Genomic DNA, 25888 nt, shown 5'->3' with positions numbered 1-25888 from the left:
AATTAAAATGAATTATCTGTATGAATATTCATTCAGCCAGTCTAACCATAAAGTAGATAATTATGGCTGATCATATCGCTTAATTTAAAAAAGCTCGCTTCATCTATAAAGATTCAGCGAGCTTTGTCATCATCAGCTTAAGGATAAAATCATCGATGGGTATGAATGGACATCACAATCCCAAAACTTGCCAACAAAGCAATCACGGCTGAACCGCCATAACTCATCAAAGGTAAAGGATCGCCTGTTACAGGCAAAATTCCACTCACCATGCCAGAGTTTACAAAAACATAGAAGAATAAGGATAAGCCAATGGTTCCAGCTAAAAGACGTCCATAATTATGAAAGCTATTTAAGCTAATGATCATGCATCTAAAAATCATCGCGGTATACAAGGCAAATAAGAAAAATACTCCAATAAAGCCAAATTCTTCTGCATATGTCGACATGATAAAATCGGTATGGTGTTCTGGTAAGTAGCCTAATTGAGACTGTGTCCCTTCCAAGAATCCGCGTCCTGTCATGCCCCCCGAACCAATTGCAATTTTAGACTGAATAATATTCCAACCAGCTCCCAGTGCATCAGACTCAGGATCAAACAAAGTCATAATTCGTTTCTTTTGATATGCTTGCAAGACAAATGTCCAAATTAATGGAAAAGCCATTGCTAATGCAGCCAGTGTACCAATAATTAAAGTCCATGACATGCCACTGAGAAATAAGGCGAAAACCCCACCAATCACAATACCTATCGCCAAGTCTGGCTGCAGTAGTGCCAATACAAATGGCACTACCATAATCATCAAAGCCACCACAATATGTCTAAACTTGGGAGGTAAAGGATTTCGTGCAAAATACCATGCCATCATTAAAGGCATTGCAAACTTCATAAACTCACTGGGTTGCATACTGCCAATACCGGGTATGGTTAACCAACGTTTTGCACCTAAGCGTACGTCACCAATCAGTAAGACCAAAATCAGTAATAGAATGGCAAATAGATAGAACCATGGGCTAATCGCTTGATAAACTTTGGGTGGAATCTGTGCACAGACAAACAATAAAACAAAACCCACACCAAAGCTGACAGCTTGACGAATCACCATAGTCATGTCTTCCGAAGAAGCACTATAAACCATCAACAAACCAAGAACAGCATTGATGATTAATAAGCCCAATAACCATGGGTCAAGATGCAATTTATCCCATCTCGACATCTTCTGATTAATACTTAAACCATCTCGAACGGACTGACGTAAAAACTTATACTGGGGCGATGGTGTCATAAATGCAAATCTTAAACCTAGCTTAATCTAGCCAAATTATAGAGATAAATATTCAAGGAGAACATCTATCCTTTGAGAATTATTTTTAATTTCTCAGTTTTTTAATGCATTATTTGTGATTGTAAAATTAACTTTGCCAACTCTAAATCGTCAGGATAAGTGATTTTAATATTATCTGAACGTCCCATCACGACTTGGACAGTGTGATTACTATGTTCTAAAGCACTCGCTTCATCTGTAATCATGACTCCATCGTTAAGCGCTGTTTCAATGGCTGTTTTTAAAATTGAAAATGTTGAAATTTGAGGCGTTTGTGCTTGCCACAATTGATCACGATTCACTGTTTTAACAATATTATGTTGCTGATCAACACGCTTTAAGGTATCTCTTACAGGGATTGCAAGAATCGCATTGCTATTTAAGTTGATTGCTCTATTAAGTAGATTGACAAGACACTCACGTGTTACACATGGACGTGCAGCATCATGTACAAAGACAAAATCATCAGGTTGGGCAAATTGTTCGAGATAGCTTAATGCATTTAGCACGGAGTCAACACGTTCATTGCCACCTAAACAAAAATGACTTAAATGTTTATTTTTTAGAGCCAATGTCTGGGCATAATGATCTTGCTCACCAATTGCAAGTACATAACCCGCAAGTGGCAATTCATTTAAACGGTCGATGGTATGCGCTAAGACTGTTTTATTTTGAATAATTTGATATTGCTTAAGTTCTGTTTTTGAAAAACGACGACCTGAGCCAGCAGCCGGGACAATTGCCCAAATTTTACGGTTGGTCTGGTACAGGTTCGTTATCGTCTTCATTGGTTCTTAAGTCTACATTTGGATCTGTGTAAATCTGTTTATAATGGGTACTAATCGTACTCATTTGTACAAATGTTTCATGTGGCTTCACTAGACCGAGATCTAAACGTGCATGTTCTTCTATGGCCTCAGAACCATTTTTCAAATCATACACTTCAGCAGCGAGGATACGGTTGCGTTCTTTTAGATCAGCATTGACTTCAGCTTGCTGTTCAATTTGCTGTACTAAAGCTTGGTGAGGAAAATGACCTCCCTCACCAAACCAGAAGCGATATTGCAATACTGCAACGATTAAAATCGCCAGTATTGCAATCACTTTACTTGAAGTAGTTTTAAAGACTTCTAACATTTCAAAGAGATTAATTCAGACCTTTGAATTCAGCTTTACCGCGATAAGCTGCATGAGTCAACTCTTCAATACGAAGTAATTGGTTATATTTTGCAACACGGTCAGAACGGCAAAGTGAACCTGTCTTGATTTGACCAGCAGCAGTACCTACAGCCAAGTCAGCAATTGTAGAATCTTCAGTTTCACCAGAACGATGTGAAATAACTGTGCTATAACCATTCGCTTTAGCAAGATAGATCGCATCTAAAGTTTCTGACAATGTACCAATTTGGTTGTATTTGATTAAGATCGAGTTACCAACTTTCTCATCAATACCGCGTTGTAAAATCTTAGGATTAGTTACAAACAAATCGTCACCGACCAATTGGATTTTATCACCAAGAATAGAAGTCAAATAACTCCAACCTTCCCAATCAGATTCATCTAAACCATCTTCGATTGAGATAATTGGATATTGTTTTACAAGACCAGCTAAGTAGTCAGCAAACTGGTTGCTTGTAAATGCTTTGTTGCCTTCACCAGCAAGAATGTATTGACCATTCTTGTAGAATTCAGAAGATGCACAGTCAAGCGCTAACATGATTTCAGAACCCGCTTTATAACCTGTGGTTTCAATAGCAGAAAGAATAACTGTAATCGCTTCTTCGTTTGAACGTAAGTTTGGTGCAAAACCACCTTCGTCACCCACCGCAGTGTTTAAACCTTGCTTTTTCAATACAGATTTCAAAGCATGGAAAATTTCCGCACCAGCACGCAAAGATTCAGCAAATGAAGTGAAGCCTACAGGCTCAATCATGAACTCTTGGATATCAACAGTGTTATCTGCATGAGCACCACCGTTCAAAATATTCATCATTGGAACTGGCATAGTCAAAGTTGTTTGACCACGTAAGTCTGCGATGTATTGGAACAATTCAGTTTTTTTCTCAGTTGCAGCAGCACGTGCAGCAGCTAAAGATACAGCCAAAGTTGCGTTTGCACCTAATTTTTCTTTATTTTCAGTGCCATCAAGCGCAATCATTTTGTCATCAAGCGCTTTTTGTTCAAATACGTTTTGACCTTTTAATAAGTCTTTGATTTGACCATTTACGTTTTGAACTGCAGTGCGAACACCTTTACCTAAGTAACGTGATTTGTCACCGTCACGAAGTTCTAAAGCTTCACGAGAACCAGTTGAAGCACCAGATGGTGCACATGCACGGCCAACAACGCCAGAGTCTAGGATTACGTCTGCTTCGATGGTTGGGTTACCACGAGAGTCCAAAATTTCACGTGCACGAATGTCAACGATTTGGCTCATGAATAATTCCTCAGTTGATTAAAAATAAGATGCTGTTTAAGGGCATCAATGAGTATCTAACTTTTTGAAACCTTTAACTAAGGTATCCAATTCTTTTAATTGTGCTAAGAATGGCTCAAGTTGAGACATACGCAATGCACAAGGTCCATCACATTTTGCTTTTTCAGGATCTGGATGTGCTTCTAAGAACAACCCAGCCAAACCTGTTGCCATACCTGCTCGCGCCAATGTAGTGATTTGCGCACGGCGTCCACCCGCTGAATCTGCACGACCGCCTGGTGTTTGTAAGGCATGGGTGACATCAAAAAATACAGGAACATTCATTTCTTTCATGGTATCAAAACCAAGCATATCAACAACCAAGTTATTGTAGCCAAATGATGTACCACGCTCACACAGAATGAGTTTGTCATTACCAGCTTCTAAACACTTATTGAGAATATGGCTCATTTCACGCGGAGAAAGGAATTGTGCTTTTTTGATATTGATAATGGCTTGTGTTTTCGCCATTGCTTCAACCAAATCTGTCTGACGACTCAAAAATGCAGGAAGCTGAATGATATCTGCCACTTCAGCGACAGGTGCAGCTTGGTAAGGTTCGTGAACATCTGTAATAATCGGCACATTAAAATGTTTTTTAATGTCGGCTAACCATTCAATTCCCTTTTCCAAACCTGGACCACGGAATGAATGTAAGCTTGAGCGATTGGCTTTATCAAAACTGGCTTTAAATACATAAGGGATATTTAAGCGGGTACAAATATCGACATAAGTCTCTGCAATTTCAAAAGCCAAGTCTTTCGACTCAAGTACGTTCATTCCGCCGAATAGTACAAATGGCAAGTGATTTGCCATTTGTATATCGCCTAAACGTACAATTTCTTGTGGTTTTAATTGTGACATTTAAACTTCCTAGTTTGTTTTACACACTTACTTACTGTTTTGGTGCTGCTTTTTTGCGGCATCGATAAAACTAGCAAATAATGGATGCCCATCACGTGGTGAACTTGTAAATTCTGGATGGAATTGTACAGCAATAAACCAAGGATGGTCAGGAATTTCTACTGTTTCAACAAGATGTTGCGCAGTTGAATAGCCTGAAATTTTCATACCTGCTTGTTCAATTGCAGGAATGAAACGATCGTTCATTTCATAGCGATGGCGATGGCGTTCAGTAATTTCTGCTTTCGCATACACTTCACGTGTTTTAGTGCCTTCAACCAACTCGGATGTTTGTGCACCTAAACGCATTGTTCCACCCAGATTTGACTCAGTGCTACGATGCTGAATTTCACCACGTTCGTCTAACCATTCAGTGATTAAACCAATCAATGGGAATTTTGTTGAACGATTAAATTCTGTAGACGTTGCTTCTGGCATACCTGCAACATGACGAGCAAACTCAATCACAGCCAATTGCATACCCAAGCAAATACCCAAAAATGGTACTTTGTTTTCACGTGCGTATTGAATGGCTTGCATTTTGCCTTCAGTACCACGCTCACCAAAGCCACCAGGTACCAAGATCGCATCGACATCTTTTAAGATTTCAGCAGGATTTTGGCTTTCCAATTCTTCTGCATTGATATAATCAATTTGAACTTTAACGCGATTTTGAATACCAGCATGTAAAAGTGCTTCATTGACAGATTTATAAGCATCTGGCAATTCAACGTATTTACCGACCATTGCAACACGGATGGTGTATTCAGGATTAAGTAAAGCTTCTACAACGTGATCCCAGTCTGCAAGATCTGCTTCTGGCAAGTTGATATAACCAAAACGTTCACAGATTAAATCATCAACATTTTGTTCGTAGAATGTACGTGGAATTTGATAAATCGAACGTGCATCTTTACAGACCACAACCGCACGCGCTTCAACATTGGTAAAGAGTGCAATTTTACGTGTGGTATCGGCATCAACATCATGCTCAGTACGACAAATCAAAATGTCAGGCTGAATACCAATCGACAATAACTCTTTCACTGAATGTTGAGTTGGCTTAGTTTTAAGTTCAGCAGCAGACTTGATATAAGGTAATAAAGTCAAATGCATTAACATGGTACGTTTATGACCAAGCTCAACCATCAACTGACGTACAGATTCCATGAATGGGAGGGATTCAATGTCACCGACTGTACCACCGATTTCAACGATAGCAACGTCATAACCTTCGCCTGCACGAAGTACACGCTCTTTAATATTATCCGTAATATGAGGAATAACTTGGACTGTACCACCGAGATAATCACCACGACGTTCTTTATTCAAAACATCTTGATATACACGACCAGACGTAAAGTTATTCAATTTGGTCATTTTGGCACGACGTAAGAAACGTTCGTAATAACCCAAATCTAAATCAGTTTCAGCACCATCTTCTGTGACAAATACTTCACCGTGCTGGAATGGGCTCATCGTCCCAGGATCGACATTAATGTATGGATCCATTTTGACCATGGTTACTTTTAAACCACGGGCTTCTAAAAGTGCAGCAACTGAAGCAGCTGAAATACCTTTACCTAGTGATGATACAACACCACCAGTGACGAATATAAAATGGGTCATCAAGTTTCTCGTACAATGGAGCCTAAATTGGCCTACAATGTTGTGCGATTTTACTTTACCTTGTACCAAGAAAGCAAAGTCAATTCACATCAATTCATAGAACAATAAACAATTGGCTATTCTATCAGCATTTCCAATAAAAATTTAGCACTTGATAAGGTGATTTTTAAATATCATTTTGCTGTTATACTAGTTAACATCTCTTTAATCTGTTTTGTTTTGAGTAATTATGAATAAGAAATTTTTAATTTGTGGCGCAATTGCGACAGCACTACTTGTATCTGCTTGTGTAAAAAAAGAAGAGCCGAAAGAGACTGAGCAAGAGAAAGTTGAAACTGCTCAAACAGCGGCATCTGAACCAGCTCAATTTGAAAGCTTACCGAGTGCTGAACAAAATACTCAACAAGTCGAAATTCCTGCGCATGTAGAAGTTGAACGTACTGAAACAGCGAATACAACAACAGAAATTCGTCGTGAACCAACGCATGAAGCGCTTGCAACAACACAGGCTGCTGAAAACAAACCTGCTGCAACAGAAGCTAAACCTGCAAAAGCAGAGTCAGTGAAGACTGAAACAGCTCAAACTGCACCAAAGACCCAGACTGCTCCGAAAGCAAACTCTGGCACTGCTCAATCTGAAGATGACGCAGTTGCTGCTGCAATCGCTGCAGCTACACCTGCATTGAAAAACTAAAAGCTTATTTTTCAACAAAGAAATAGTTTTTAAGCAAAAAAAACCAGTCATTCATGACTGGTTTTTTTTGCTACTTATAATCTTCATAACAAATATAATACTAAGATATAGTAAAACCGCCTAATTATTCACACAAGTAATATTTATATACTACTGATATTAAATAAAATTTATTCTTTTTATAAGATTTTAATGATTCATTTATTTTGCCCTTTTGAATCATAGGTGGTCGTGCTATCGTGAGGCGACATGGATGTCGCCATGTTGAGCGGGGGTATATGAGCAAAAACAAAGCACTGCTTTGTTTGTAGCGCAAGAACCCTATTAGACGAAAGTTTTTTGTCACTTTTCATGTCTGAAAAGTGAGTCATCGCATGCGCAAAAAAAATTTAAACTTTAGATGTAAAACGTGGCAGTGCAAGCTTTAGATCATCAAACAATATATTGATCACATTCATTTTAGTGATTAAGAGAAACGATATTTTACAGTATGGTTTTTTCAACAGATTGACTATACTGAATACTGTTTTAGAAAGTCCGCCATTAAACGTGAAGCCCAAGATTTGGTATTCAAGCCCTCATAAAAACCACAATGACTGCCCTTTTTGGTCGTCACCACCACCACGTTATCCATATTCTGAATGGTTTCCTTATAAGGTTCCAAGTTTTTAATTGAGCACACCGGGTCATCTTCTGCATTCAGAATCATCAGTGGAATTTTAACATTTTCAAAAACATAAATAGGATTGGTGGCTTTTGAATAACTTTCATAATCTGAAAAACCAGCCATTTCAAAATATTCAGTTTGAAACTCTTGTAATGTTTTGGTTCTCAATACATTTTGTACTGAATGTACTGGTGTCCACGTTTGTGTATAAGGCGTGATAAATGCTTTAAACAATTTTTTGGTCATCACCTTGGTATAAAAAGGATGTACATTTTCAAAACCAATTTCAGTATCGTAGCCTGGGCACATTGCAAATGCTGCTTTAAATGGTGTGTCTAGACCTTGCTCACCCAAATAGCGTACCAATAATCCAGTACCTGCAGATGATCCCACCGCAAACAATTCAGTCTGTGAAAATAAATCCTGTATATAGCTCAATTGCTCTTTTAGATCGGATGTTGAACCAAAAATTGACATCAATGGAACAGGCATTGGCAAACCTGCATGCCCACGACGTAAACATAGTGCAATACGCCAACCCGTATACTCATGTAAATCTTTAACTAATTCACGCATACTTTCTGGCGTTCCAGTAATGGTATGCATGATCACAATGGTCGGTGTCTCTTCAGGTAGATCATAACCATACCATGCAATAGCAGTAATGCCTCCATCTTGCATAGTGATTTGATCAATCCGATCATATTGCAACTTAACTGTCTTTTTTTTAATTAAATCAAAATATAAAAGATGTGCGTGTGTATTGGTCAACCACGGTGTAGGACGATATTTGTCTTGTAATTGAGGTAGTTTATCTAAGATCTCAGACATTGCACCTTGCTGATTAAAATACAACTTTGGCAATTCAGCGCCAGTCACTTGATCTAATAAACTTTGGGTAATCTCGGTAAACTTATGGAGTACAGACATTTTCCACCTCAACTTTTTATTTATGATAATCATACTTTAAATATGGGGGTCAACGCTCCCACTATTTATTTATACCATTATGCTTTGGGTATAAAGGCAGCCATTCGTTGCCCCATTTGGGCAGCCAAAGCTTCCAATCCACTTTTCGGGCGAATCATCACTTCAAAATCTACAATTTTTCCAGCCTCATTAAAACGAATCATATCAATCCCTTTTAACTTTTTATCAGCGACGTTGGCTGAAAACTCTAACACTACACTCTGCTCATCGCCTGTATAAAACTCTCGATGATAGGTAAAATTTTCAAAAATTTGGATCACATTGCTTAAAATAAAAAAAACAACTTGCTTCCCTTCATATGGGTGATAAGCCACTGGCGAGCGAAAAACCACATCATCCGCAAGCAGTTCATTTAAAATACTCATATCACGGTTTTCTAGCATCTGATGCCATTTTTGTATTGTAGATTTGCTTTGTGTAAAACTCATTTCTTCCATCCTGAATAGAATCCTCCCTAATAAAAATCTTAAAGACAATTCAACAAAGAGAGGATTTTGATTAAGTTTTTAAATTGGATTAAATCACTGCTGCTAATTCTGCGCCTTGACGAATCGCACGTTTAGCGTCCAATTCTCCCGCTTCCTTCGCGCCACCAATTAAATGAACTGATTTTCCTTCCGCTTGAAGTTGATCAAACATCGCAGTAAATGGCTCTTGTCCAGCACAAATCACCACATGATCAACATCTAAAATCATGACCTTGTCACCAACGGTAATATGCAAGCCTTGATCATCGATCTTGTCATAAGTTGCACCTGGGATCATATTGACATGACGATGTTTAAGACCTGTACGATGAATCCATCCAGTTGTCTTACCTAAACCTGCACCCACAGAATTGGTTTTACGTTGCAGTAAATAGATTTCACGAGGCGATTGCTCAACTTCTGGCTGCTTTAACCCACCAACATGCGCATAAGATGTGTCAATCCCCCATTCATCATAGAATTTCTGAGGATTTAAACTGCCACTCTCACCTTCATGTGAAAGGTACTCAGCGGTATCAAAGCCAATACCGCCTGCGCCGATGATTGCGACTTTTTTGCCAACAGGCTTACGATCACGTAAAACCTCGATATAGGACAATACTTTCGGATGATCAATGCCTTCAATATTTAGATGGCGTGGTGTCACACCTGTAGCCACAACAATTTCATCAAACTTTGCAGCATTCAATTCTTCATATGTCGCAGTATGGTTGAGTACCAGTTTAATGTTGGGTTGTAATTCAATTTTACGTTTGAAATAACGTAAGGTTTCATAGAACTCTTCTTTACCTGGAATGGTTTTGGCAATGTTGAACTGACCACCAATCTGATTAGATGCTTCAAAAACGGTAACTTTATGTCCACGATCTGCGGCATACGTTGCAAAGCTTAAACCAGCAGGTCCTGCACCAATCACGGCGATATTTTTAATAACATCGGATTGTTTAAAAATCAGTTCAGTTTCATAGCAAGCACGTGGATTGACTAAACATGTAGCAATTTTCATGGAAAAAATATGATCTAGGCACGCCTGATTACAACCAATGCAAGTATTAATTTCATCTGCACGACCTTGTTCAGCCTTTTGCACAAAATGAGAATCTGCAAGCATCGGACGCGCCATAGAAATCATATCAGCATCGCCTTGAGCCAAGACATGCTCTGCCATTTCTGGGGTATTGATACGGTTCGATGTGATTAAAGGTACTTTAACAGAACCTTTTAATTTTTTAGTCACCCAAGTAAACGCTGCACGAGGTACTTTGGTCGCAATCGTCGGGATTCGTGCTTCATGCCAACCGATTCCAGTATTGATAATCGTTGCACCAGCTTTTTCAATTTCTTTCGCCAAGTGAATGACTTCTTCGAGCGTAGAACCACCTTCAACCAAGTCCAACATAGACAAGCGATAAATAATAATAAAGTTTTCACCTACCTCTTGGCGTGTTCTTCTTACGATTTCAATTGGAAAACGGATACGGTTTTCATAACTGCCACCCCACTCATCATCACGGTGATTAGTTCTTGCAGCAATAAACTCGTTGATCAGATAACCTTCTGATCCCATAATTTCTACACCGTCATAGCCTGCAATTTGTGACAATCGGGCACAATTGGCAAAGTCTGCAATCGTTTGATGAACTTCTGCTGACGTTAGTGCATGTGGCTTGGTTGGATTAATTGGCGCTTGAATCGCTGAAGGTGCAACGTTTTCAGGCTGATAAGAATAACGTCCAGTATGTAAAATTTGTAGTGCAATTTTACCTCCAGCATCATGAACTGCTTGAGTAATGACTTTATGTTTTTCTGCTTCTTCTAAATGATCTAATTTTGAACCACCAAAAAATGTTACACCATGATCATTGGGTGAAATACCACCTGTAACAATCAGTCCTACACCACCTGCAGCACGTTCTGCATAAAATGCAGCCATACGCTCATATCCACCTTGAACTTCTTCCAGTCCAACGTGCATAGAACCCATCAACACTCTATTCTTTAATGTGGTAAAGCCTAAATCTAAAGGCGCAAGTAGATGCGGATAATTAGACATGTAAACTCCTTGGCGTGCATTCGCTAGCTATCAATCTGATGAAAAAGTCTAATATTTTTTAATGCAACAAGTTGCATAGTTTGGGTATTTATAATCGAGATTTGATTTTTATGCAACATGTTGCATAATGACTTTATATTCATTTTATTGACCTAATATTACACAATGTCATTAGCCCATGTTTTATTGACCAGTCTGATCGAAAAACCAAGCACAGGTTTTGAGTTGGCTCGACGCTTTGACCGATCCATGGGATTCTTTTGGAATGCGACCCATCAGCAAATATACCGTGAACTCAACGGCATGCAAAAAAAAGGCTGGATTTCGACTTTAGAAGATCAGGCGGATCAAGGTCGTAAAAAAACCTATCAGGTTGAACAACTTGGGCGTGTCGAGTTGGCTGACTGGATGGTTAAGCAAGGACAGCCTGCTCAACTTCGTGAAGAGCTTATGGTGCGCTTACGTGCTGAAGCACAATTTGGTGGAAATACTGTTTTACCTGAATTAGAACGTCATTTAAAATTGCATCAAGAAAATTTAAAACTCTATCTTCAAATTTTTTCCAAAGATTTTGAACACACAGAGACACTTGATCGTACTTTATATATCCATAAAATGATTTTACAATTGGGAATAGACTTGGAAAATGGCTGGATCAACTGGCTCAATGAAGTGATTCCACGACTAAAAGCATTTGAGAATAAAGACAATCCGTAGGAATATGCATGCCACACTATACAATGCCTGATGGCGAGAAATTATTTGTCCGTGAAATTGGTCAAGGCGAACCTGTTGTTGTTTTGTCTGGTTTAGGCATGCATAGCTGGCAGTGGTTACCCTTTTTATTACCCAATATTAAACAATACAAATTTTATATCCCCGACTGGCGTGGTTTTGGTGGCTCGAAGACGTGTAATATACCACAAGATATAGATGCAATATCAAATCACTGGCGTGACCTTGACAGCTTAATTGATCAACTGAATTTAGATAATTTTATTCTCATGGGTTATTCCATGGGCGCAACCACAGCCATGCATGGTATGCAGTATGGGAATTTAGCTGGCAAATTAAAAGCTTATTTACATATCGATCAAACCCCTAAAATTCCAACAGACGATACTTGGGAGTTTGGCTTATTTGGCAAAAAATATTTTAAAATAAAGCGCTTACTCAAAGATTTTTCTGACTTTTTACATCAGTATTCTCAGTATCGTTTTGTCGATGAATTGCCGATTGAGCCAAGAACAGAACTGATTCAAATTTGGTTGAATTTCATTAAGATTCAAGGCAGTAATAAATTAAGTCCATTTATGTTTAATTTAGCCTTAAAACATCCACAACTCCAAAAACACTTATTGCCTATCCGCCGCATGGACTATTTAACGTGGTATATCGACAATTATCTCAATCATGATGAAGATTATCGTGATGCCATTGCTCAATTGGCTTGCCCTACGACCTTCTTTATTGGTGAAAAGTCTTCACTGTATCCAGCTGAAGGACAAATGCAAGTTTCCAATAGTTTGATCAATGCCAAAAATATTATATTTAAACGGTCCGGACATACTCCTCTTATCACTGAACCTGTCAAGTTTAGTCAAGAAATTCGCTCTTTTCTAAAACAGTCTGCATAAGCGATATTTATAAAAAAATCCTCGTTTAAAGCCAATTAAACGAGGATTTTAAAACTCAGTCTTTAAAATCTTGCTTTAAAAATTATACATTGCCACTGCATTAAAACGATTATCTTCGCCTGTATCTTGTCCATTTGCACCAGCAGCAAAAGCCTTACGCTCACCATAGACATATTCCAATCCAAAGCTTAATGGTTTTTTTGGGCTATAAAATACATTTGCCCAAGCCTGCCATACATGCTTATTGGCTTTTGTCGGATCACTCAAATATTGAATATATTTCTGATTTTCATCTGCTTTCATATAACCATAGCCCAAAGTCGAACGCCATTGTGGATTAAACTGTTGGGTCACACCCAGAGTGATAGAGTCAAATTCATTTAATGCCATGATTTTTTTGTTGGCATCCACAGAAAAACCAGCATTGGTCCATGACACCAAACTAGAGTCTCCTTTCACATGATAATAATCTGCTTTTAATGTGGTCTTTGTACTCAGTTCATATTTTGCCCCGACACCCACACCCCATGCCAATTCATCATCGGTTGTAGTCCGCTTTTGACTCATCATTGCCCTTAAACTCATAGTCCCCGCACGATCTGCAAAGCTATGATTCAGGCGTGTAGAAAATACTGGCAAGCGCATACTGGATAGTGCATCTTTTGAATCCTCCACAGCACTGACAAGTTGAGTTTCTGCATTAAATTTATGCGTATAACGGACTTGTGCATCACGCTTTACTGCCCCGCCAACATAGCCCAAAGCATCAATCGTTTCTGGCATATAATCTGGAACTGCGAAATTTGACCAAGTTTGACCAACCAACCATGAACCATAATTAAAATAGGCATGTCGAATCCTCAATGCATCATTTGCTCCCAAGAAATCAACCTCTATTTTCGCATTTATATCCTGATCTGCGGTTTTAAAATCTAAGCCTATGCGCGTTGCTGCTAGGGTTGATTTTAGTACATCACTACTTTCGTTATTACCTTTCAGTGGAACGGTATTGATTTGATTATAAAGCCGCTCAGCACTTCCTCCTTCTGACTGATATAACAAGTCTGCACGGACATTGCCGTATAGACTCATTTCAGCGCCTGCTTTAGAACGTATTAACCAGGATGATGTTGATGAATTTGTCGCTGTTATCGGATTAGCCTGTGGCTGATTTTGTATCAGTTGAATAGCTTGATTTTGCTGTTTCTGATGCTGCTCAATCATTTCACGCAACTGTTTGACTTCACTCCTTAATTGTTCAACTTCAGAAAGTGAATCTGCATGAGCCATATTTAGACTAAATAAACCGATTGAAACTAAAATGACGTTGTAGTTAAATTTTTTCATTGTAGAAAGCATCCTATTCTCTACGATTGATTATTTTGAACCAGCCTTAATCTCCGTGATTCAGGCTGAAAAATCGATTAATTTGTAGTATTGCCAACAATATTTTGTTGCGGTGACGTTGCTGAAAGCACTGTATTTTTTTCGACAGAAGCCTTTAAGTTGACTAAAAATATTGCAATTGCAGCAATCACACCTGGAATTGCAATCACAAGAAAATTCATTTGATGAGGAAGTTCAAACGTGAGCAGTGCGCCAGTGAGGACTGGACCTACAATTGCACCGATACGTCCAATACCAGACGCCCATCCCATACCTGTGGAACGAACAGCCGCAGGATAAAATTGAGCAACAAAGGTATAAAGTAAGATTTGCGAGCCGATTGTTGCTGCACCTGCTATCGCAATAAGTGTATAAAGTACAGCCTGTGGGCTTTTAAAACCGAGCAAAATGAGTGCCATAGCACCAACAGCAAACATGATCGTTAATACAGGTTTAATGTGAAATTTATCTGCCAATGCACCACCACCAATTGCACCGACCATTCCGCCAATATTGAGTGCAAATAAGAAAATCATACTTGCACCCAATGAATAACCTGCCTGAATCATCAGCTTTGGTAACCAACTGCCCAATGCATAAACCATCAATAAACACATGAAAAATGCAATCCAAAACATGAAGGTGCTAAAAGTACGTCCTTGTTGAAATAGCGCACGTAATGGTGCTTGATCCTCAGCAGTGACTTCATTTAGCACAAACTGAGTGGATGCTGTTAAATCTTGTTGCGGGGCAATTTTTTGCACAATCTCACGGACTTGGTCAGTTTTTTTTTGTTGAGTCAAATACATCAAAGACTCAGGTAAAAATTTCCAAATCAAAGGGAGCGCTAAAAAAGGAATGATGGCGATGTAGAACATAATTTTCCAGCCATAATCAACCACCAACCACGCACCCAATAATGCTGAAGCCATGCCACCAATCGCATATCCACTAAACATCACTGCAACCAATGTGCTGCGAATACGTTTAGGTGCATATTCAGTCATCAATGCCACCACATTTGGCATCACCCCACCAATTCCAAGACCTGCTAAGAATCGTAAAATCCCAAATTCAATTGGTGTTGATGCAAAAGCACCTAAAAAAGTAAATCCACTGAAAATCGCCACACAAATCATAATGGTTTTTTTACGACCTAATTTATCCGACAAAGTCCCAAAACTCATCGCACCAAACATCATGCCAAATAGTGCTGTACTGGCAAGCATTCCCGCTTGAACAGCGGTAAGCCCCCACTCTTGCATCAACAATGGTAAAGCTACGCCATAAATGACTAAATCATAACCGTCAAAAATAATGATAGATAAACACCACAATAAAACTCCCCAATGGAATGGAGTAAATTTTGCATCATCGACAATCCGATTGATATTTAATTGCATATTCAGCCTCCTGCTGAGAAACGTCATCTAAGTTTTCTCAGACAATGGAGTAAGCGCTATTTTTTGTCCAAAACCGATTACATATATATCCATACCTAAAAAGTCGGTTTAATATTTTTATTTGAATAAACAATAGATTAAAAAGCTTGAATAAAATAATTCAGCCTTATATTTTTGCTCATTTATTTTTTATTTTAACTTTTAAATGGCTGTTTCTAGATTTATTAAGCAAAGCAAACTACTTATTCTGATTTTTAAATACATTACTTTTCACGTAATATATCAACCACATTGGATGTTATAATTAAAAGAATTAAATACCCTTAATCATTGCCATTATATTTTTGACGATGCATGTGATTAAAATAATATAAATAAAGAAACCCAATTGTCAGTCTGCATGATGAGCTTTTAAATAAGGTATCTGATCTCATGCTTGTTTCATGGCAATAAATCTATAGTCAAACCGCTTGATTATTCATACAAGTGATTTGGATGATTCTTTTATTTTATACTTTTGAATCATAAACAGTCTTGCTATCACGAGGCGACATGGATGTCGCCATGTTGAGCGGGGGTATTAGGATGTACCCCTCGCTCAACGGAAGATTTTTGTTACTTTTCATCTCTGAAAAGTAGAGTATAGCCTACGCAAAACAATTTAAACTTTAGAGCTAAAGCGTGGCAATGCAAGCTTTATATCATCAAACAATATATTGATCGCTTTAATTTTATTGATCAACAGAAATGATATTCTACTGTATGAATTTTTCAACAGATTGACTATACATACTTAATTTTAGCCCATAACGCCTACTATTTATGATGTGTTACTGCTTCTAATATATTGTGCTAAAGCTTGCACGATCATATTGAAAACCTTCCAAATCATAAACTTGATAAATACAATCGAACAAAGATCGAATATCTTCGCTTTCATCCATACAACGAATCGCCATAAAGATAGGGCTTTTTGCAGAGCTGTCCAACATGGGGATATAGATTAGATTTGGCAATTGAATGGTTTTTGCACTTTCAGGTACAACACATACGCCTTCTCCTGCTGCAACTAGCCCCAAAGCCAATTGAATCTCACGGACCTCCTTGAGATTTTTAGGATCTAGACCATGTTCAGAGAAAAGATGACGAACCTGTGTTGAAAAGTTGGGCTTCGGATGGCTTGGGTATAGAAATAAATTCTCATCTTCAATATCTGCAAAATAAGTTCCTTTTGAATCAGCCAAAGGATGGCTAATATGAACAGCCAACATTAATGGTTCTTCTCGTAATAAAACTCGTCGAACTGCGGGATCAGAAATCCTAAGACGCCCAAATCCAACATCAATACGCCCCTCTTTTAGCGCTTGAATTTGATCTTTGGTACTCATTTCAACCAATTCAATTTTTAAATGAGGTTGCTGTTGTCGAAACATATAAACAATTTTAGGGAGCAAACCGTACAAAAGTGAGCCAACAAAACCCATGGTGACTGTTTTTTCGATCAAACCAATCCGTTTGGTCATCGACTTGACTTCTTCTGCATTAGACAAAAGTTTAACGGCGTGTTGATAAAAAAATTGCCCCGCTTCAGTGGTTTTTAATGGACGGCTTCCTCGTTCAAAAAGTGAGATACCCAATTCACTTTCAAGATTTTGAATCTGTCTGCTCAACGGGGGTTGAGCAATATAAAGCTTTTCAGCCGCTTTGGTAAAACTCTGTTCTTCTACAACAGCAACAAAATAGCGTAAATGCCTGAGTTCCATCTCAAACTCCATACCTTTAAGATATAAAAAAATGCAAATTTGATCTTAGACAGCGATCATTCATTCTTTTAAGGTATATCAAAAGCAAGATGCAAAGCAAGACTGAAAATTTAAGTGATTCAAAGCCAACCCAAGAATGACATTCTGTTAGCCAAATGAATTTTCAAACCAGTTTAAGCAAGAAGTCTTGTTGCCAACAACATGGAAAGTGGGCAGCAAAGTTGCAAGCAAATTTTATTCAGCATGCGATGCCAAACCACTCATACTTAAGGAGCTTAGTATGAATCGTCAAGAAATCGATGCTTTAGTCAAGCAAATGAATATTGATACAGCAACAGCTAATGTTAATCCTCGTATTCAACAAATTGTGGTTCGCTTAGTCGCTGATCTTTTTCAAGCCATCGATGATCTCGATATTTCCCAGACTGAACTATGGAAAGGACTAGAATATTTTACAGATGCAGGTCAAGCCAATGAGCTTGGACTATTGGCGGCAGGTTTAGGACTTGAGCATTTCTTAGATCTACGTGCTGATGAAGCCGATGCCAAAGCAGGCATTACGGGTGGAACACCACGTACTATCGAAGGTCCACTTTATGTTGCTGGCGCACCAGAATCAATCGGTTTCGCCCGTATGGATGATGGTTCTGAAGTTGATCTGATTGATACCTTATTGATTGAAGGTACAGTTACAGATCATCACGGCAATCTCATTCCCAATGCTAAAGTAGAAATTTGGCATGCCAATCGCTTAGGTTCCTATTCTTTTTTTGACAAATCTCAAGCTGATTTTAACTTACGTCGCACCATTTTGACCGATGCCAATGGCAAATACGTCGCTCAAACGACAATGCCTGTAGGTTATGGATGCCCACCTCAAGGGACAACTCAGGCACTTTTAAATCAATTGGGTCGTCATGGCAATCGTCCATCACATGTGCATTATTTTGTCTCAGCACCAGGTTATCGAAAACTGACCACCCAATTCAATATTGAAGGTGATCAATACCTTTGGGATGACTTTGCTTTCGCTACACGTGAAGGTCTGGTGGCTACTGCTGTAGACATCACCGATGAAGCAGAGATTGCCCGTTATGGTTTAAACAAAGCCTTTAAAAAGATTGAATTCAATATTCAACTGATTCAGACACAAGACCAAGCCCCATCGACTGAAGTCATTCGTCGACGCGCAAGCGCTTAATCATACGCATAGAACCGAGTGCTTTTAATCACAACATTTCAGTTCGTAATCTTATTTGGAAAGCCGGAGAAATAACATGCCACGTATTCCAGTGATAAACACCAGCCATCTTGACCGTATTGATGAGCTTTTGGTTGATAACTTTGAAACAGGTGAATTTAAACTTCATCGCTCAGTATTTACAGATCAAAGTCTATTTGATCTTGAAATGAAATATATTTTTGAAGGTAATTGGGTGTATTTAGCACATGAAAGTCAAATCCCCAACAATAATGATTACTACACCACCCATATTGGTCGCCAACCTATCATCATTGCACGAAATCGCAATGGTGAATTAAATGCAATGATCAATGCATGTTCACATCGTGGCGCTCAGTTGTGCCGTCATAAGCGTGGCAATAAGGCGACCTATACTTGCCCTTTTCACGGTTGGACATTTAACAACTCAGGTAAATTACTCAAAGTGAAAGATCCAAGTGAAGCAGGTTATTCAGACTGCTTTAACCAAGAAGGGTCTCATGATCTAAAAAAAGTTGCGCGTTTTGAAAGCTATAAAGGTTTTCTTTTCGGAAGTTTAAACCCTGATGTACCTAGTCTGGTTTCATTCCTTGGTGAAACAACCAAAATCATTGACATGATTGTAGATCAGTCTGATCAAGGTTTAGAGGTTTTACGTGGCGCATCGACTTATACATATGATGGTAACTGGAAACTTACCGCTGAAAATGGTGCAGATGGTTATCATGTCTCTGCAGTACATTGGAACTATGCCGCAACGACTCAACAACGAAAAGAAAAGCAACAGGAAAACGATAATGTCCGTGCCATGAGTGCAGGTGCATGGGGTAAACAAGGTGGTGGCTCTTATGGTTTTGAACATGGTCACATGCTGTTATGGACCCAATGGGCAAATCCAGAAGATCGTCCGAACTATCCGAAAGCAGAAGAATATACTGAAAAATTTGGCGCACCCATGTCGAAATGGATGATTGAACGCTCTCGTAATTTATGTCTATACCCGAATGTTTATTTTATGGATCAATTCGGATCACAAATACGTGTACTTCGCCCGATTTCAGTCAATAAAACTGAAGTCACGATTTACTGTATTGCACCTGTAGGTGAAGCGCCAGAGGCACGTGCCCGTCGTATCCGCCAATATGAAGATTTCTTTAATGCATCGGGTATGGCGACTCCTGACGACCTCGAAGAGTTCCGTGCCTGCCAAGCAGGTTATGCGGGTATTGAACTGGAATGGAATGATATGTGTCGAGGTTCAAAGCATTGGATCCAAGGTCCAGACGATGCTGCCAATGAAATCGGTTTAAAGCCAAAACTCAGTGGCATTAAAACAGAAGACGAAGGTTTATATCTTGCACAGCATCAATACTGGTTAGAGGTGATGAAACATGCCATCCAATCAGAAAAACAACTTGCTCAACAAGAAACGTGCATGCAAGGAGAAATCGCATGAATGCAACAGCACCTATTGAACAAGTGTCTTTAGATAATATTGCTCAATTTCTCTACCGTGAAGCTCGCTTTTTAGATGATGAACAATGGGATCAATGGTTGGCATGTTATGCGCCGACTGCATCATTTTGGATGCCTGCTTGGGATGATGATGATCGCCTTACAGAAGACCCGCAATCAGAAATTTCATTGATTTACTATCCAGATCGTCAAGGGTTGGAAGACCGTGTTTTCCGTATCAAAACTGAACGTTCTTCAGCAACAATGCCCGATACACGTACCAGTCACAATATCAATAATATTGAAGTTATTGCTGCTGACGGGCTTAAAGTCACGGCTCGTTTTAATTGGAATACCTTAAGTTTCCGCTACAAAACCAGTTATAGCTACTTTGGAATGTCACGTTACGAAATCGACTTTTCAGGTCCTCAACCCCAGATTTTAAATAAATATGTGGTGTTGAAAAATGACTACATCAATCAAGTGATTGATATATATCACCTCTAATTGTGTTGACACCATAAGCTGATATTCGCTCTAGCTCAAGCATATTTGGGCTAACAGCAATCTAATGTTTAAAGATTTTTATAGGACCACCAGCCATGTCAAACCACAATGTTGCACTTCAATTTGAAGATGGCGTAACTCGTTTTATATCTGTTGCACAAGGTGAAACTTTATCTGATGCAGCGTACCGTCAAAAAATTAATATTCCTTTAGACTGTCGTGATGGTGCATGTGGAACCTGTCGTGCTTTTTGTGAATCAGGTACTTTTGATATGCCTGAAGAAAGCTATATTGAAGATGCGTTAACAGCTGAAGAAGCTGAGCAAGGCTATATTTTAGCTTGTCAATGTAGACCCAATTCGGATGCTGTTTTTCAAATTCAAGCCTCTTCTGAAGTATGCAAAACTGAAATTCATGCCTTTCAAGGTACGCTGTCACGAGTAGAAAACCTGTCCGATTCAACCATTACATTTGATATTCAATTGGATGAAGGTCAGCCTGATATTCATTTCCTTGCAGGACAATATGTCAACGTTGCCATCCCAGGAACCAATGAAACACGCTCCTACTCTTTTAGCTCTAAACCGGGACAGCGTTTAACAGGCTTTGTGGTTCGTAATGTTCCCAATGGAAAAATGAGTGATTTTTTGAGTGTCAATGCCAAAGCTGGCGATAAAATGACGTTTACAGGTCCGTTTGGAAGTTTTTACCTTCGCAATGTTGTTCGCCCTGTACTTATGCTCGCTGGCGGTACGGGGATTGCTCCTTTTATATCCATGTTGCAGGTACTAGAAGAAAAAGGTTCAACTCAGCCTGTACGTTTGGTTTTTGGTGTCACCAATGACTTTGATCTTGTGGCATTAGATAAGCTCAATGAACTCCAAGACAAATTGCCGTGGTTTGAATTTCGAACAGTCGTTGCCCATCCAGAATCGACACATGAACGCAAAGGTTATGTGACGGGTCATATTGAAAATGACTGGTTAAATCAAGGTGATGTCGACGTTTATCTCTGTGGTCCTGTACCTATGGTTGAAGCTGTTCGCACATGGTTAGATCAAGAAGGTATTCAACCTGCAAATTTCTTATTTGAAAAATTCTCAGCCAATTAAATTTGTCTGATTTTGGAGCTGAGCAAATGTCAAATAGACAAAGATTTGAAAATAAAGTGGTGATTGTTACCGGTGCCGCTCAAGGTATTGGACGTGGTGTAGCATTACAAATGGCTGCCGAAGGTGCGCAAGTGGTTATGGCAGATCGTTCGGCTTATGTCGAAGAAGTACTGGCAGAAATCATGCAGTTTGGAGGTAAAGGCGTCACCATTCATGCAGATCTAGAAACTTTTGCAGGTGCTGAATCCGTCGTCAGCAAAGCGATTACATGCTACGGACGAGTCGATATTTTGGTCAATAATGTCGGTGGTGCAATCTGGATGAAACCTTTTCAGGAATTTTCTGAAGCGGAAATTATCAAAGAAGTGAATCGTTCATTGTTTCCGACTTTATGGTGTTGTCGTGCAGTTTTACCTGAGATGATTAAAAATCAACATGGCACGATCGTCAATGTTTCTTCGATCGCCACTTGTGGTATCAATCGTGTACCCTATTCTGCATCCAAAGGTGGCGTCAATGGTTTAACAACTGGACTCGCTTTTGAACATGCTAAAGATGGAATACGCGTCAATGCTGTAGCGACTGGAGGAACAGAAGCGCCACCTCGTAAAGTACCACGCAATAGCGAAGCATTGACTGAAAATGAACAAAAATGGATGCAGGATGTCGTTGAGCAAACCATAGATCGGACGTTTATGGGACGATATGGCACGATCCAAGAACAGGTTAATGCCATTTTATTTTTGGCATCAGATGAATCTTCATATATGACAGGTACGATTGTTCCTGTCGGTGGTGGTGATCAGGGATAAACTGATCGCCCATTTTATGCAACAGGAACATTGAATTCATCGCATGGAGGCTTTGCCCAATGGCAACCCTGTTAAAAACACTTAAACAAGATTGGTCAATTTCCGCAACAGTCGCGGGGTTCTTAGCTGTACTGATTTCTTATGCGGGACCCATGATTATCTTTTTTCAAGCCGCCCAACAAGCCAACGTTTCTTCTTCCATGATGGCATCATGGATTTGGGGAAGTTCGATTGGCGCGGCGATTGCGGGTATTATTTTATCCATTAAGTTTAAAACCCCAATTATTACAGCATGGTCTGCGCCTGGAACAGCATTGCTTGTGGCATTGTTCCCGCATATTTCATTAAATGAAGTCGTTGCAGCTTATATCACTTCAGCGGTTATTATTTTTTTAATTGGTATTACTGGGTCTTTTGATAAACTTTTAAATTGGATTCCTCAAGGACTGGCTGCCGGTATGATGGCTGGCATTCTTTTTCAGTTTGGTCTGGGACTTTTTAAAGCCACGGATCATATGCCTTATCTTGTCTTTGGTATGCTGATTTGTTTTTTATTGGCAAAACGGTTTTCTCCCCGTTATGCCATTATCTGGGTACTGATTGCAGGTGTTGTACTGAGTTTCAGTCTAGGACAAATCCAACCTGTTGCAATGGATTTTTCTCTTGCGATTCCACATATGATTTACCCTGAATGGACATGGTCTTCTACACTAAACCTTGCGATTCCACTCACCATTGTCAGCTTAACTGGGCAGTTTTTACCCGGTATGGCTATTTTAAAACTGAGTGGTTATCAAACTCCTGCCAAACCTATTTTAACTGTCGCAAGCATCACCTCGATTGTAGTTGCATTCACAGGTGGAATCACCATTGTACTTGCTGCAATTACAGCTGCACTGTGTACAGGTAAAGATGCTCATGAGCTTAAAGAAAAACGTTATATTGCAGGTATTGCCAATGGTATTTTTTATATTCTGGGCGGTTTATTCGCAGGTAGCATAGTCATGCTCTTTAGTATTTTACCAAAAGAACTGATTGCAGCACTTGCGGGCTTGGCATTGTTAGGGGCAATTGCAACCAATATGAGTGTTGCTATGAAAGATGATTCTCAGCGAGATGCCGCGTTAATTACATTTCTCGCAACGGTTTCTGGAATGCACTTTTTAGGGTTTAGTTCGGTTTTTTGGGGTATTTGTATTGGAATGATCAGTCATTTACTGTTAACGCCTAAGCAGTCAAAAGTTCAGACTCCAATGCCAGTTCAGGACTCTACACCGAGTTAGTATAGTAAAAATTCATTTAACCTTGTTATAAAACCTCATTGATTAAATGGGGTTTTTATATTATTTTTTAAATAAAGTATTGTTGTGGACTCTATGTATTGAGTTATTCATTGCTTTTTTAATTTTATCGCAATATTTTAAAAAATTTCAAAAAAAACCTAACATTAAAAAATTAACACACTGCTAAAGTCTTTTTATTAAATTTCTTTCTATATTCAATAAAATCTTCTTTTAAACCTATTTGTACTTCTTTTCCATTTAAATAATTTCCGTATTTTATTTGATCTGATTTAATTTTAGCATCATCATCTAAAAAAATAGAGGCAAATTCTTGTTGTGAACTCCTCAACATTATTCCTTTTTTAAAATAAACTATACTCTCATATCCTCCAAAATTAGATTCATTATCTAACCTTGAAACAATTACACATTGCGTAACATTAATTTTATAAATATGTGCATACATAGTTAATACCATACCATTATCATAATTTGCAGGAATATTTAATGATTGTACTACTTTATACTTTTTACTAATTTCTTCACCAGTAAGTAAATTTTCTTTTGCCTTGACATTTATAGTTATAAAGAACACTAAGGCTATGCAAATTCTTAGAATCATAATAAAGTCATCCTTTTAAAAAGTTATTTTTTTATAATTACTTACCCCTAATTGCAAAAGCTGTGGCTTTAAAATACGCCAAGTTTTACCATTAGGATGTAATTCGAAGTGAGGATAGTCTGGTTTAGGTTTTCCATTCTTTTTAAATATTCCACCCCATACCAAGCCCAAACTTTCTCCTATTGTGATGTGTGCTGAGAAAACAGGAGGTTTTAACTTGGTAAACTATAGACACTCATCAGGAGTTTACCATGAGCAAGAAACAGAAGACTTACACCGCAGAATTTAAAGTTGAAGCAATAAAATTGATTGAAGCCAATCAAGGCAATGTATCGGAAACAGCCAGACAACTTGGCATTTCAATGCAAACTCTTTCAAATTGGAATAATAAAGCAAAGACTGGCACCTTAGCAGGCACTAAACAATATTCACCTGATCTAAATGCCTTACTCGAAGAAAATAAAAAGCTCAAACAACAGCTCAAAACAGCTGAAATGGAACGTGAATTTCTAAAAAAGGCAGCAGCGTACTTTGCGAAAGAAAGTCAGTAAGGTACGCCTATATGAAACAGCAAAGATATTTATTCCCGATTAGCTTTATGGCTAGATTACTTCACGTTTCAGTGTCACGATTTTATGATTGGCTAAAACGAGGCATGAATAAAAGATTGGTTCAGCGAAATCAACAGACAATTTTGGTCAAAATAGCTCATGAGGAAACTAAACAAAGCTATGGCTATATTCGATTAACTAAGCATTTACAAGCGCAAGGTATCAAAATCAGTACGTATGCTGTACGTCAAATAAAAAAGCTCAACCAGCTGTATTGTAAGCGTCATAAGCGTTTCAAAAGAACTACGAAGAGTGATCATAATCGAGCGATCTACGCAAATTTACTAGAGCAACAGTTTTCAATGACTAAGCCCAATCTTGCATGGTCAAGCGATATTACATACATTTGGACTGCTGAAGGTTGGTTATACTTGGCAGCAGTAAAAGACCTGTACACGAAACAAGTGGTTGGCTATAGCTTAAATGAGCGTATGACCGCACAACTTGTTTGCAATGCACTGACTATGGCGATTCGTAATCAAAAACCAACGAAAGGCTTAATTATTCATTCGGACAGAGGCAGCCAATATTGCAGCCATGAATATCGAAAGATACTGGAAAAATGTGATTTTCAAGGTTCAATGAGCAAACGTGGGGACTGTTACGATAATGCACCGATTGAAAGTTTCTGGGGCATACTCAAGAATGAATTAGTGCATCATTGCAACTATAAAACCAGAGATGAAGCTAAAGCAGATATTACAGAATACATTGTGTTATTTTATAATCAGCGAAGAATTCAAAAGAGTTTGGATTTTAAAACGCCAAATCAAATAGCAGAGAACTTTTATCGGTTAGCTGCCTAGCATATCCCAAGTGAAAGTCTCCTGCTAATTCAGCACATATCAAG

The 25888-nt window shown here is 38.7% G+C and carries 24 protein-coding genes; 10 read left to right on the top strand and 14 right to left on the bottom strand.

Annotated features, from left to right (window positions below):
* Positions 1 to 149: 149 nt before the first annotated feature.
* The 6 genes from rodA to ACINWC743_RS01535 form a co-directional block, all read right to left on the bottom strand.
* Positions 150 to 1286 carry a rod shape-determining protein RodA gene (rodA, locus tag ACINWC743_RS01560; protein WP_004830568.1) on the bottom strand — a complete coding sequence of 379 codons (1137 nt, stop codon included), beginning with the start codon at positions 1284 to 1286 and terminating at the stop codon, positions 150 to 152.
* A gap of 101 nt (positions 1287 to 1387) precedes the next feature.
* Positions 1388 to 2113: a 2-C-methyl-D-erythritol 4-phosphate cytidylyltransferase gene (gene ispD, locus ACINWC743_RS01555; RefSeq protein WP_009584113.1), complete on the bottom strand. Its 726-nt coding sequence runs from the start codon at positions 2111 to 2113 to the stop codon at positions 1388 to 1390.
* Positions 2076 to 2462 (bottom strand): cell division protein FtsB, encoded by a 387-nt coding sequence (gene ftsB, locus ACINWC743_RS01550; protein ID WP_004830565.1) that lies wholly within the window; start codon positions 2460 to 2462, stop codon positions 2076 to 2078. Before ftsB ends, ispD begins: the two co-directional genes overlap by 38 nt.
* Before the next feature lie 10 nt (positions 2463 to 2472).
* Complete coding sequence (gene eno, locus ACINWC743_RS01545) at positions 2473 to 3762, bottom strand: phosphopyruvate hydratase (RefSeq protein WP_009584105.1); 1290 nt, start codon at positions 3760 to 3762, stop codon at positions 2473 to 2475.
* Between the two features lie 45 nt (positions 3763 to 3807).
* Positions 3808 to 4665, bottom strand: coding sequence for a 3-deoxy-8-phosphooctulonate synthase (kdsA, locus tag ACINWC743_RS01540; protein ID WP_004830563.1), 858 nt, complete (start codon positions 4663 to 4665; stop codon positions 3808 to 3810).
* Positions 4666 to 4692: 27 nt separating this feature from the next.
* Positions 4693 to 6333, bottom strand: a complete 1641-nt coding sequence (locus tag ACINWC743_RS01535; protein WP_004830562.1) for a CTP synthase — start codon at positions 6331 to 6333, stop codon at positions 4693 to 4695.
* A gap of 229 nt (positions 6334 to 6562) precedes the next feature.
* Here ACINWC743_RS01535 and ACINWC743_RS01530 point away from each other — a divergent pair, with 229 nt between their 5' ends.
* Positions 6563 to 7027 carry a hypothetical protein gene (locus tag ACINWC743_RS01530; RefSeq protein WP_004830561.1) on the top strand — a complete coding sequence of 155 codons (465 nt, stop codon included), beginning with the start codon at positions 6563 to 6565 and terminating at the stop codon, positions 7025 to 7027.
* Positions 7028 to 7538: 511 nt separating this feature from the next.
* Here the strand turns inward: ACINWC743_RS01530 and ACINWC743_RS01525 are convergent.
* From ACINWC743_RS01525 to ACINWC743_RS01515, 3 genes are all read right to left on the bottom strand, one after another.
* Positions 7539 to 8624 (bottom strand): YheT family hydrolase, encoded by a 1086-nt coding sequence (locus ACINWC743_RS01525; protein WP_009584115.1) that lies wholly within the window; start codon positions 8622 to 8624, stop codon positions 7539 to 7541.
* A 77-nt stretch (positions 8625 to 8701) separates the two neighbouring features.
* Positions 8702 to 9112 carry a nuclear transport factor 2 family protein gene (locus tag ACINWC743_RS01520; protein ID WP_035300011.1) on the bottom strand — a complete coding sequence of 137 codons (411 nt, stop codon included), beginning with the start codon at positions 9110 to 9112 and terminating at the stop codon, positions 8702 to 8704.
* An 88-nt stretch (positions 9113 to 9200) separates the two neighbouring features.
* Positions 9201 to 11225 (bottom strand): NADPH-dependent 2,4-dienoyl-CoA reductase, encoded by a 2025-nt coding sequence (locus ACINWC743_RS01515; protein ID WP_009584087.1) that lies wholly within the window; start codon positions 11223 to 11225, stop codon positions 9201 to 9203.
* Between the two features lie 165 nt (positions 11226 to 11390).
* On the opposite strand from ACINWC743_RS01515, the gene ACINWC743_RS01510 reads away from it, so the two are divergent.
* Together ACINWC743_RS01510 and ACINWC743_RS01505 are read left to right on the top strand one after the other, a co-directional pair.
* Positions 11391 to 11942 carry a PadR family transcriptional regulator gene (locus tag ACINWC743_RS01510; protein WP_004830555.1) on the top strand — a complete coding sequence of 184 codons (552 nt, stop codon included), beginning with the start codon at positions 11391 to 11393 and terminating at the stop codon, positions 11940 to 11942.
* Positions 11943 to 11950: 8 nt separating this feature from the next.
* Positions 11951 to 12862: an alpha/beta fold hydrolase gene (locus ACINWC743_RS01505; protein ID WP_004830554.1), complete on the top strand. Its 912-nt coding sequence runs from the start codon at positions 11951 to 11953 to the stop codon at positions 12860 to 12862.
* Between the two features lie 75 nt (positions 12863 to 12937).
* Here the strand turns inward: ACINWC743_RS01505 and ACINWC743_RS01500 are convergent, their stop codons facing one another.
* From ACINWC743_RS01500 to ACINWC743_RS01490, 3 genes are all read right to left on the bottom strand, one after another.
* A complete protein-coding gene (locus tag ACINWC743_RS01500) occupies positions 12938 to 14209 on the bottom strand; it encodes a DcaP family trimeric outer membrane transporter (protein WP_009584106.1) in 1272 nt (423 codons plus the stop codon).
* Positions 14210 to 14286: 77 nt separating this feature from the next.
* Positions 14287 to 15651 (bottom strand): MFS transporter, encoded by a 1365-nt coding sequence (locus ACINWC743_RS01495; RefSeq protein WP_009584080.1) that lies wholly within the window; start codon positions 15649 to 15651, stop codon positions 14287 to 14289.
* Between the two features lie 839 nt (positions 15652 to 16490).
* Positions 16491 to 17414, bottom strand: coding sequence for a LysR family transcriptional regulator (locus ACINWC743_RS01490; RefSeq protein WP_009584104.1), 924 nt, complete (start codon positions 17412 to 17414; stop codon positions 16491 to 16493).
* 280 nt (positions 17415 to 17694) lie between these two features.
* On the opposite strand from ACINWC743_RS01490, the gene catA reads away from it, so the two are divergent.
* The 6 genes from catA (at position 17695) to benE (ending at position 23805) form a co-directional block, all read left to right on the top strand.
* On the top strand, positions 17695 to 18615 hold the full coding sequence (gene catA / locus ACINWC743_RS01485; RefSeq protein WP_009584114.1) for a catechol 1,2-dioxygenase: 921 nt from the start codon (positions 17695 to 17697) through the stop codon (positions 18613 to 18615).
* A gap of 76 nt (positions 18616 to 18691) precedes the next feature.
* Complete coding sequence (gene benA, locus ACINWC743_RS01480) at positions 18692 to 20092, top strand: benzoate 1,2-dioxygenase large subunit (protein WP_009584083.1); 1401 nt, start codon at positions 18692 to 18694, stop codon at positions 20090 to 20092.
* On the top strand, positions 20089 to 20598 hold the full coding sequence (benB, locus tag ACINWC743_RS01475; protein WP_009584099.1) for a benzoate 1,2-dioxygenase small subunit: 510 nt from the start codon (positions 20089 to 20091) through the stop codon (positions 20596 to 20598). The genes benA and benB overlap by 4 nt, the downstream gene beginning before the upstream one ends.
* Before the next feature lie 95 nt (positions 20599 to 20693).
* Positions 20694 to 21710, top strand: a complete 1017-nt coding sequence (benC, locus tag ACINWC743_RS01470) for a benzoate 1,2-dioxygenase electron transfer component BenC (protein ID WP_009584096.1) — start codon at positions 20694 to 20696, stop codon at positions 21708 to 21710.
* A gap of 26 nt (positions 21711 to 21736) precedes the next feature.
* Positions 21737 to 22522 carry a 1,6-dihydroxycyclohexa-2,4-diene-1-carboxylate dehydrogenase gene (locus tag ACINWC743_RS01465; protein ID WP_009584088.1) on the top strand — a complete coding sequence of 262 codons (786 nt, stop codon included), beginning with the start codon at positions 21737 to 21739 and terminating at the stop codon, positions 22520 to 22522.
* Positions 22523 to 22581: 59 nt separating this feature from the next.
* Positions 22582 to 23805, top strand: a complete 1224-nt coding sequence (gene benE, locus ACINWC743_RS01460) for a benzoate/H(+) symporter BenE (protein ID WP_009584095.1) — start codon at positions 22582 to 22584, stop codon at positions 23803 to 23805.
* Between the two features lie 172 nt (positions 23806 to 23977).
* On the opposite strand, the gene ACINWC743_RS01455 is transcribed toward benE, so the two are convergent.
* Together ACINWC743_RS01455 and ACINWC743_RS24230 are read right to left on the bottom strand one after the other, a co-directional pair.
* The gene (locus tag ACINWC743_RS01455) at positions 23978 to 24427 is read right to left on the bottom strand and encodes a hypothetical protein (RefSeq protein WP_035300006.1); all 450 of its coding nucleotides are present in this window, start codon (positions 24425 to 24427) and stop codon (positions 23978 to 23980) included.
* 15 nt (positions 24428 to 24442) lie between these two features.
* On the bottom strand, positions 24443 to 24598 hold the full coding sequence (locus ACINWC743_RS24230; protein ID WP_009584097.1) for a hypothetical protein: 156 nt from the start codon (positions 24596 to 24598) through the stop codon (positions 24443 to 24445).
* An 80-nt stretch (positions 24599 to 24678) separates the two neighbouring features.
* On the opposite strand from ACINWC743_RS24230, the gene ACINWC743_RS01445 reads away from it, so the two are divergent.
* Positions 24679 to 25844 (top strand): IS3-like element ISAba21 family transposase gene (locus ACINWC743_RS01445; RefSeq protein ID WP_085947548.1). Its coding sequence is split into 2 segments (ribosomal slippage): positions 24679 to 24937 and positions 24937 to 25844, totalling 1167 coding nucleotides; the frame shifts between segments, so codons are not numbered across the junction.
* The last annotated feature ends 44 nt before the right edge of the window (positions 25845 to 25888 follow it).

Source organism: Acinetobacter sp. WC-743, assembly GCF_000335555.1.
GTDB classification, from domain to species: Bacteria; Pseudomonadota; Gammaproteobacteria; order Pseudomonadales; family Moraxellaceae; genus Acinetobacter; species Acinetobacter bereziniae.
The sequence above is the reverse complement of the archived record's forward strand: the minus strand, read 5'-3'. Positions and strand labels throughout refer to the sequence as shown.

Excerpts from the sequence above, each read along its gene's own strand:
- ACINWC743_RS01505 (WP_004830554.1), top strand. The coding sequence starts at position 11,951 with ATGCCACACTATACAATGCCTGATGGCGAGAAATTATTTGTCCGTGAA.
- benB (WP_009584099.1), top strand. The coding sequence starts at position 20,089 with ATGAATGCAACAGCACCTATTGAACAAGTGTCTTTAGATAATATTGCT.
- ACINWC743_RS01520 (WP_035300011.1), bottom strand. The coding sequence starts at position 9,112 with ATGAGTTTTACACAAAGCAAATCTACAATACAAAAATGGCATCAGATG.
- ACINWC743_RS01510 (WP_004830555.1), top strand. The coding sequence starts at position 11,391 with ATGTCATTAGCCCATGTTTTATTGACCAGTCTGATCGAAAAACCAAGC.
- ACINWC743_RS01535 (WP_004830562.1), bottom strand. The coding sequence starts at position 6,333 with ATGACCCATTTTATATTCGTCACTGGTGGTGTTGTATCATCACTAGGT.
- ACINWC743_RS01465 (WP_009584088.1), top strand. The coding sequence starts at position 21,737 with ATGTCAAATAGACAAAGATTTGAAAATAAAGTGGTGATTGTTACCGGT.
- ACINWC743_RS01495 (WP_009584080.1), bottom strand. The coding sequence starts at position 15,651 with ATGCAATTAAATATCAATCGGATTGTCGATGATGCAAAATTTACTCCA.
- ACINWC743_RS01515 (WP_009584087.1), bottom strand. The coding sequence starts at position 11,225 with ATGTCTAATTATCCGCATCTACTTGCGCCTTTAGATTTAGGCTTTACC.
- catA (WP_009584114.1), top strand. The coding sequence starts at position 17,695 with ATGAATCGTCAAGAAATCGATGCTTTAGTCAAGCAAATGAATATTGAT.
- ACINWC743_RS01525 (WP_009584115.1), bottom strand. The coding sequence starts at position 8,624 with ATGTCTGTACTCCATAAGTTTACCGAGATTACCCAAAGTTTATTAGAT.
- ftsB (WP_004830565.1), bottom strand. The coding sequence starts at position 2,462 with ATGTTAGAAGTCTTTAAAACTACTTCAAGTAAAGTGATTGCAATACTG.
- ispD (WP_009584113.1), bottom strand. The coding sequence starts at position 2,113 with ATGAAGACGATAACGAACCTGTACCAGACCAACCGTAAAATTTGGGCA.
- kdsA (WP_004830563.1), bottom strand. The coding sequence starts at position 4,665 with ATGTCACAATTAAAACCACAAGAAATTGTACGTTTAGGCGATATACAA.
- ACINWC743_RS01500 (WP_009584106.1), bottom strand. The coding sequence starts at position 14,209 with ATGAAAAAATTTAACTACAACGTCATTTTAGTTTCAATCGGTTTATTT.
- ACINWC743_RS01455 (WP_035300006.1), bottom strand. The coding sequence starts at position 24,427 with ATGATTCTAAGAATTTGCATAGCCTTAGTGTTCTTTATAACTATAAAT.
- benE (WP_009584095.1), top strand. The coding sequence starts at position 22,582 with ATGGCAACCCTGTTAAAAACACTTAAACAAGATTGGTCAATTTCCGCA.
- benC (WP_009584096.1), top strand. The coding sequence starts at position 20,694 with ATGTCAAACCACAATGTTGCACTTCAATTTGAAGATGGCGTAACTCGT.
- ACINWC743_RS01490 (WP_009584104.1), bottom strand. The coding sequence starts at position 17,414 with ATGGAACTCAGGCATTTACGCTATTTTGTTGCTGTTGTAGAAGAACAG.
- benA (WP_009584083.1), top strand. The coding sequence starts at position 18,692 with ATGCCACGTATTCCAGTGATAAACACCAGCCATCTTGACCGTATTGAT.
- rodA (WP_004830568.1), bottom strand. The coding sequence starts at position 1,286 with ATGACACCATCGCCCCAGTATAAGTTTTTACGTCAGTCCGTTCGAGAT.
- eno (WP_009584105.1), bottom strand. The coding sequence starts at position 3,762 with ATGAGCCAAATCGTTGACATTCGTGCACGTGAAATTTTGGACTCTCGT.
- ACINWC743_RS01530 (WP_004830561.1), top strand. The coding sequence starts at position 6,563 with ATGAATAAGAAATTTTTAATTTGTGGCGCAATTGCGACAGCACTACTT.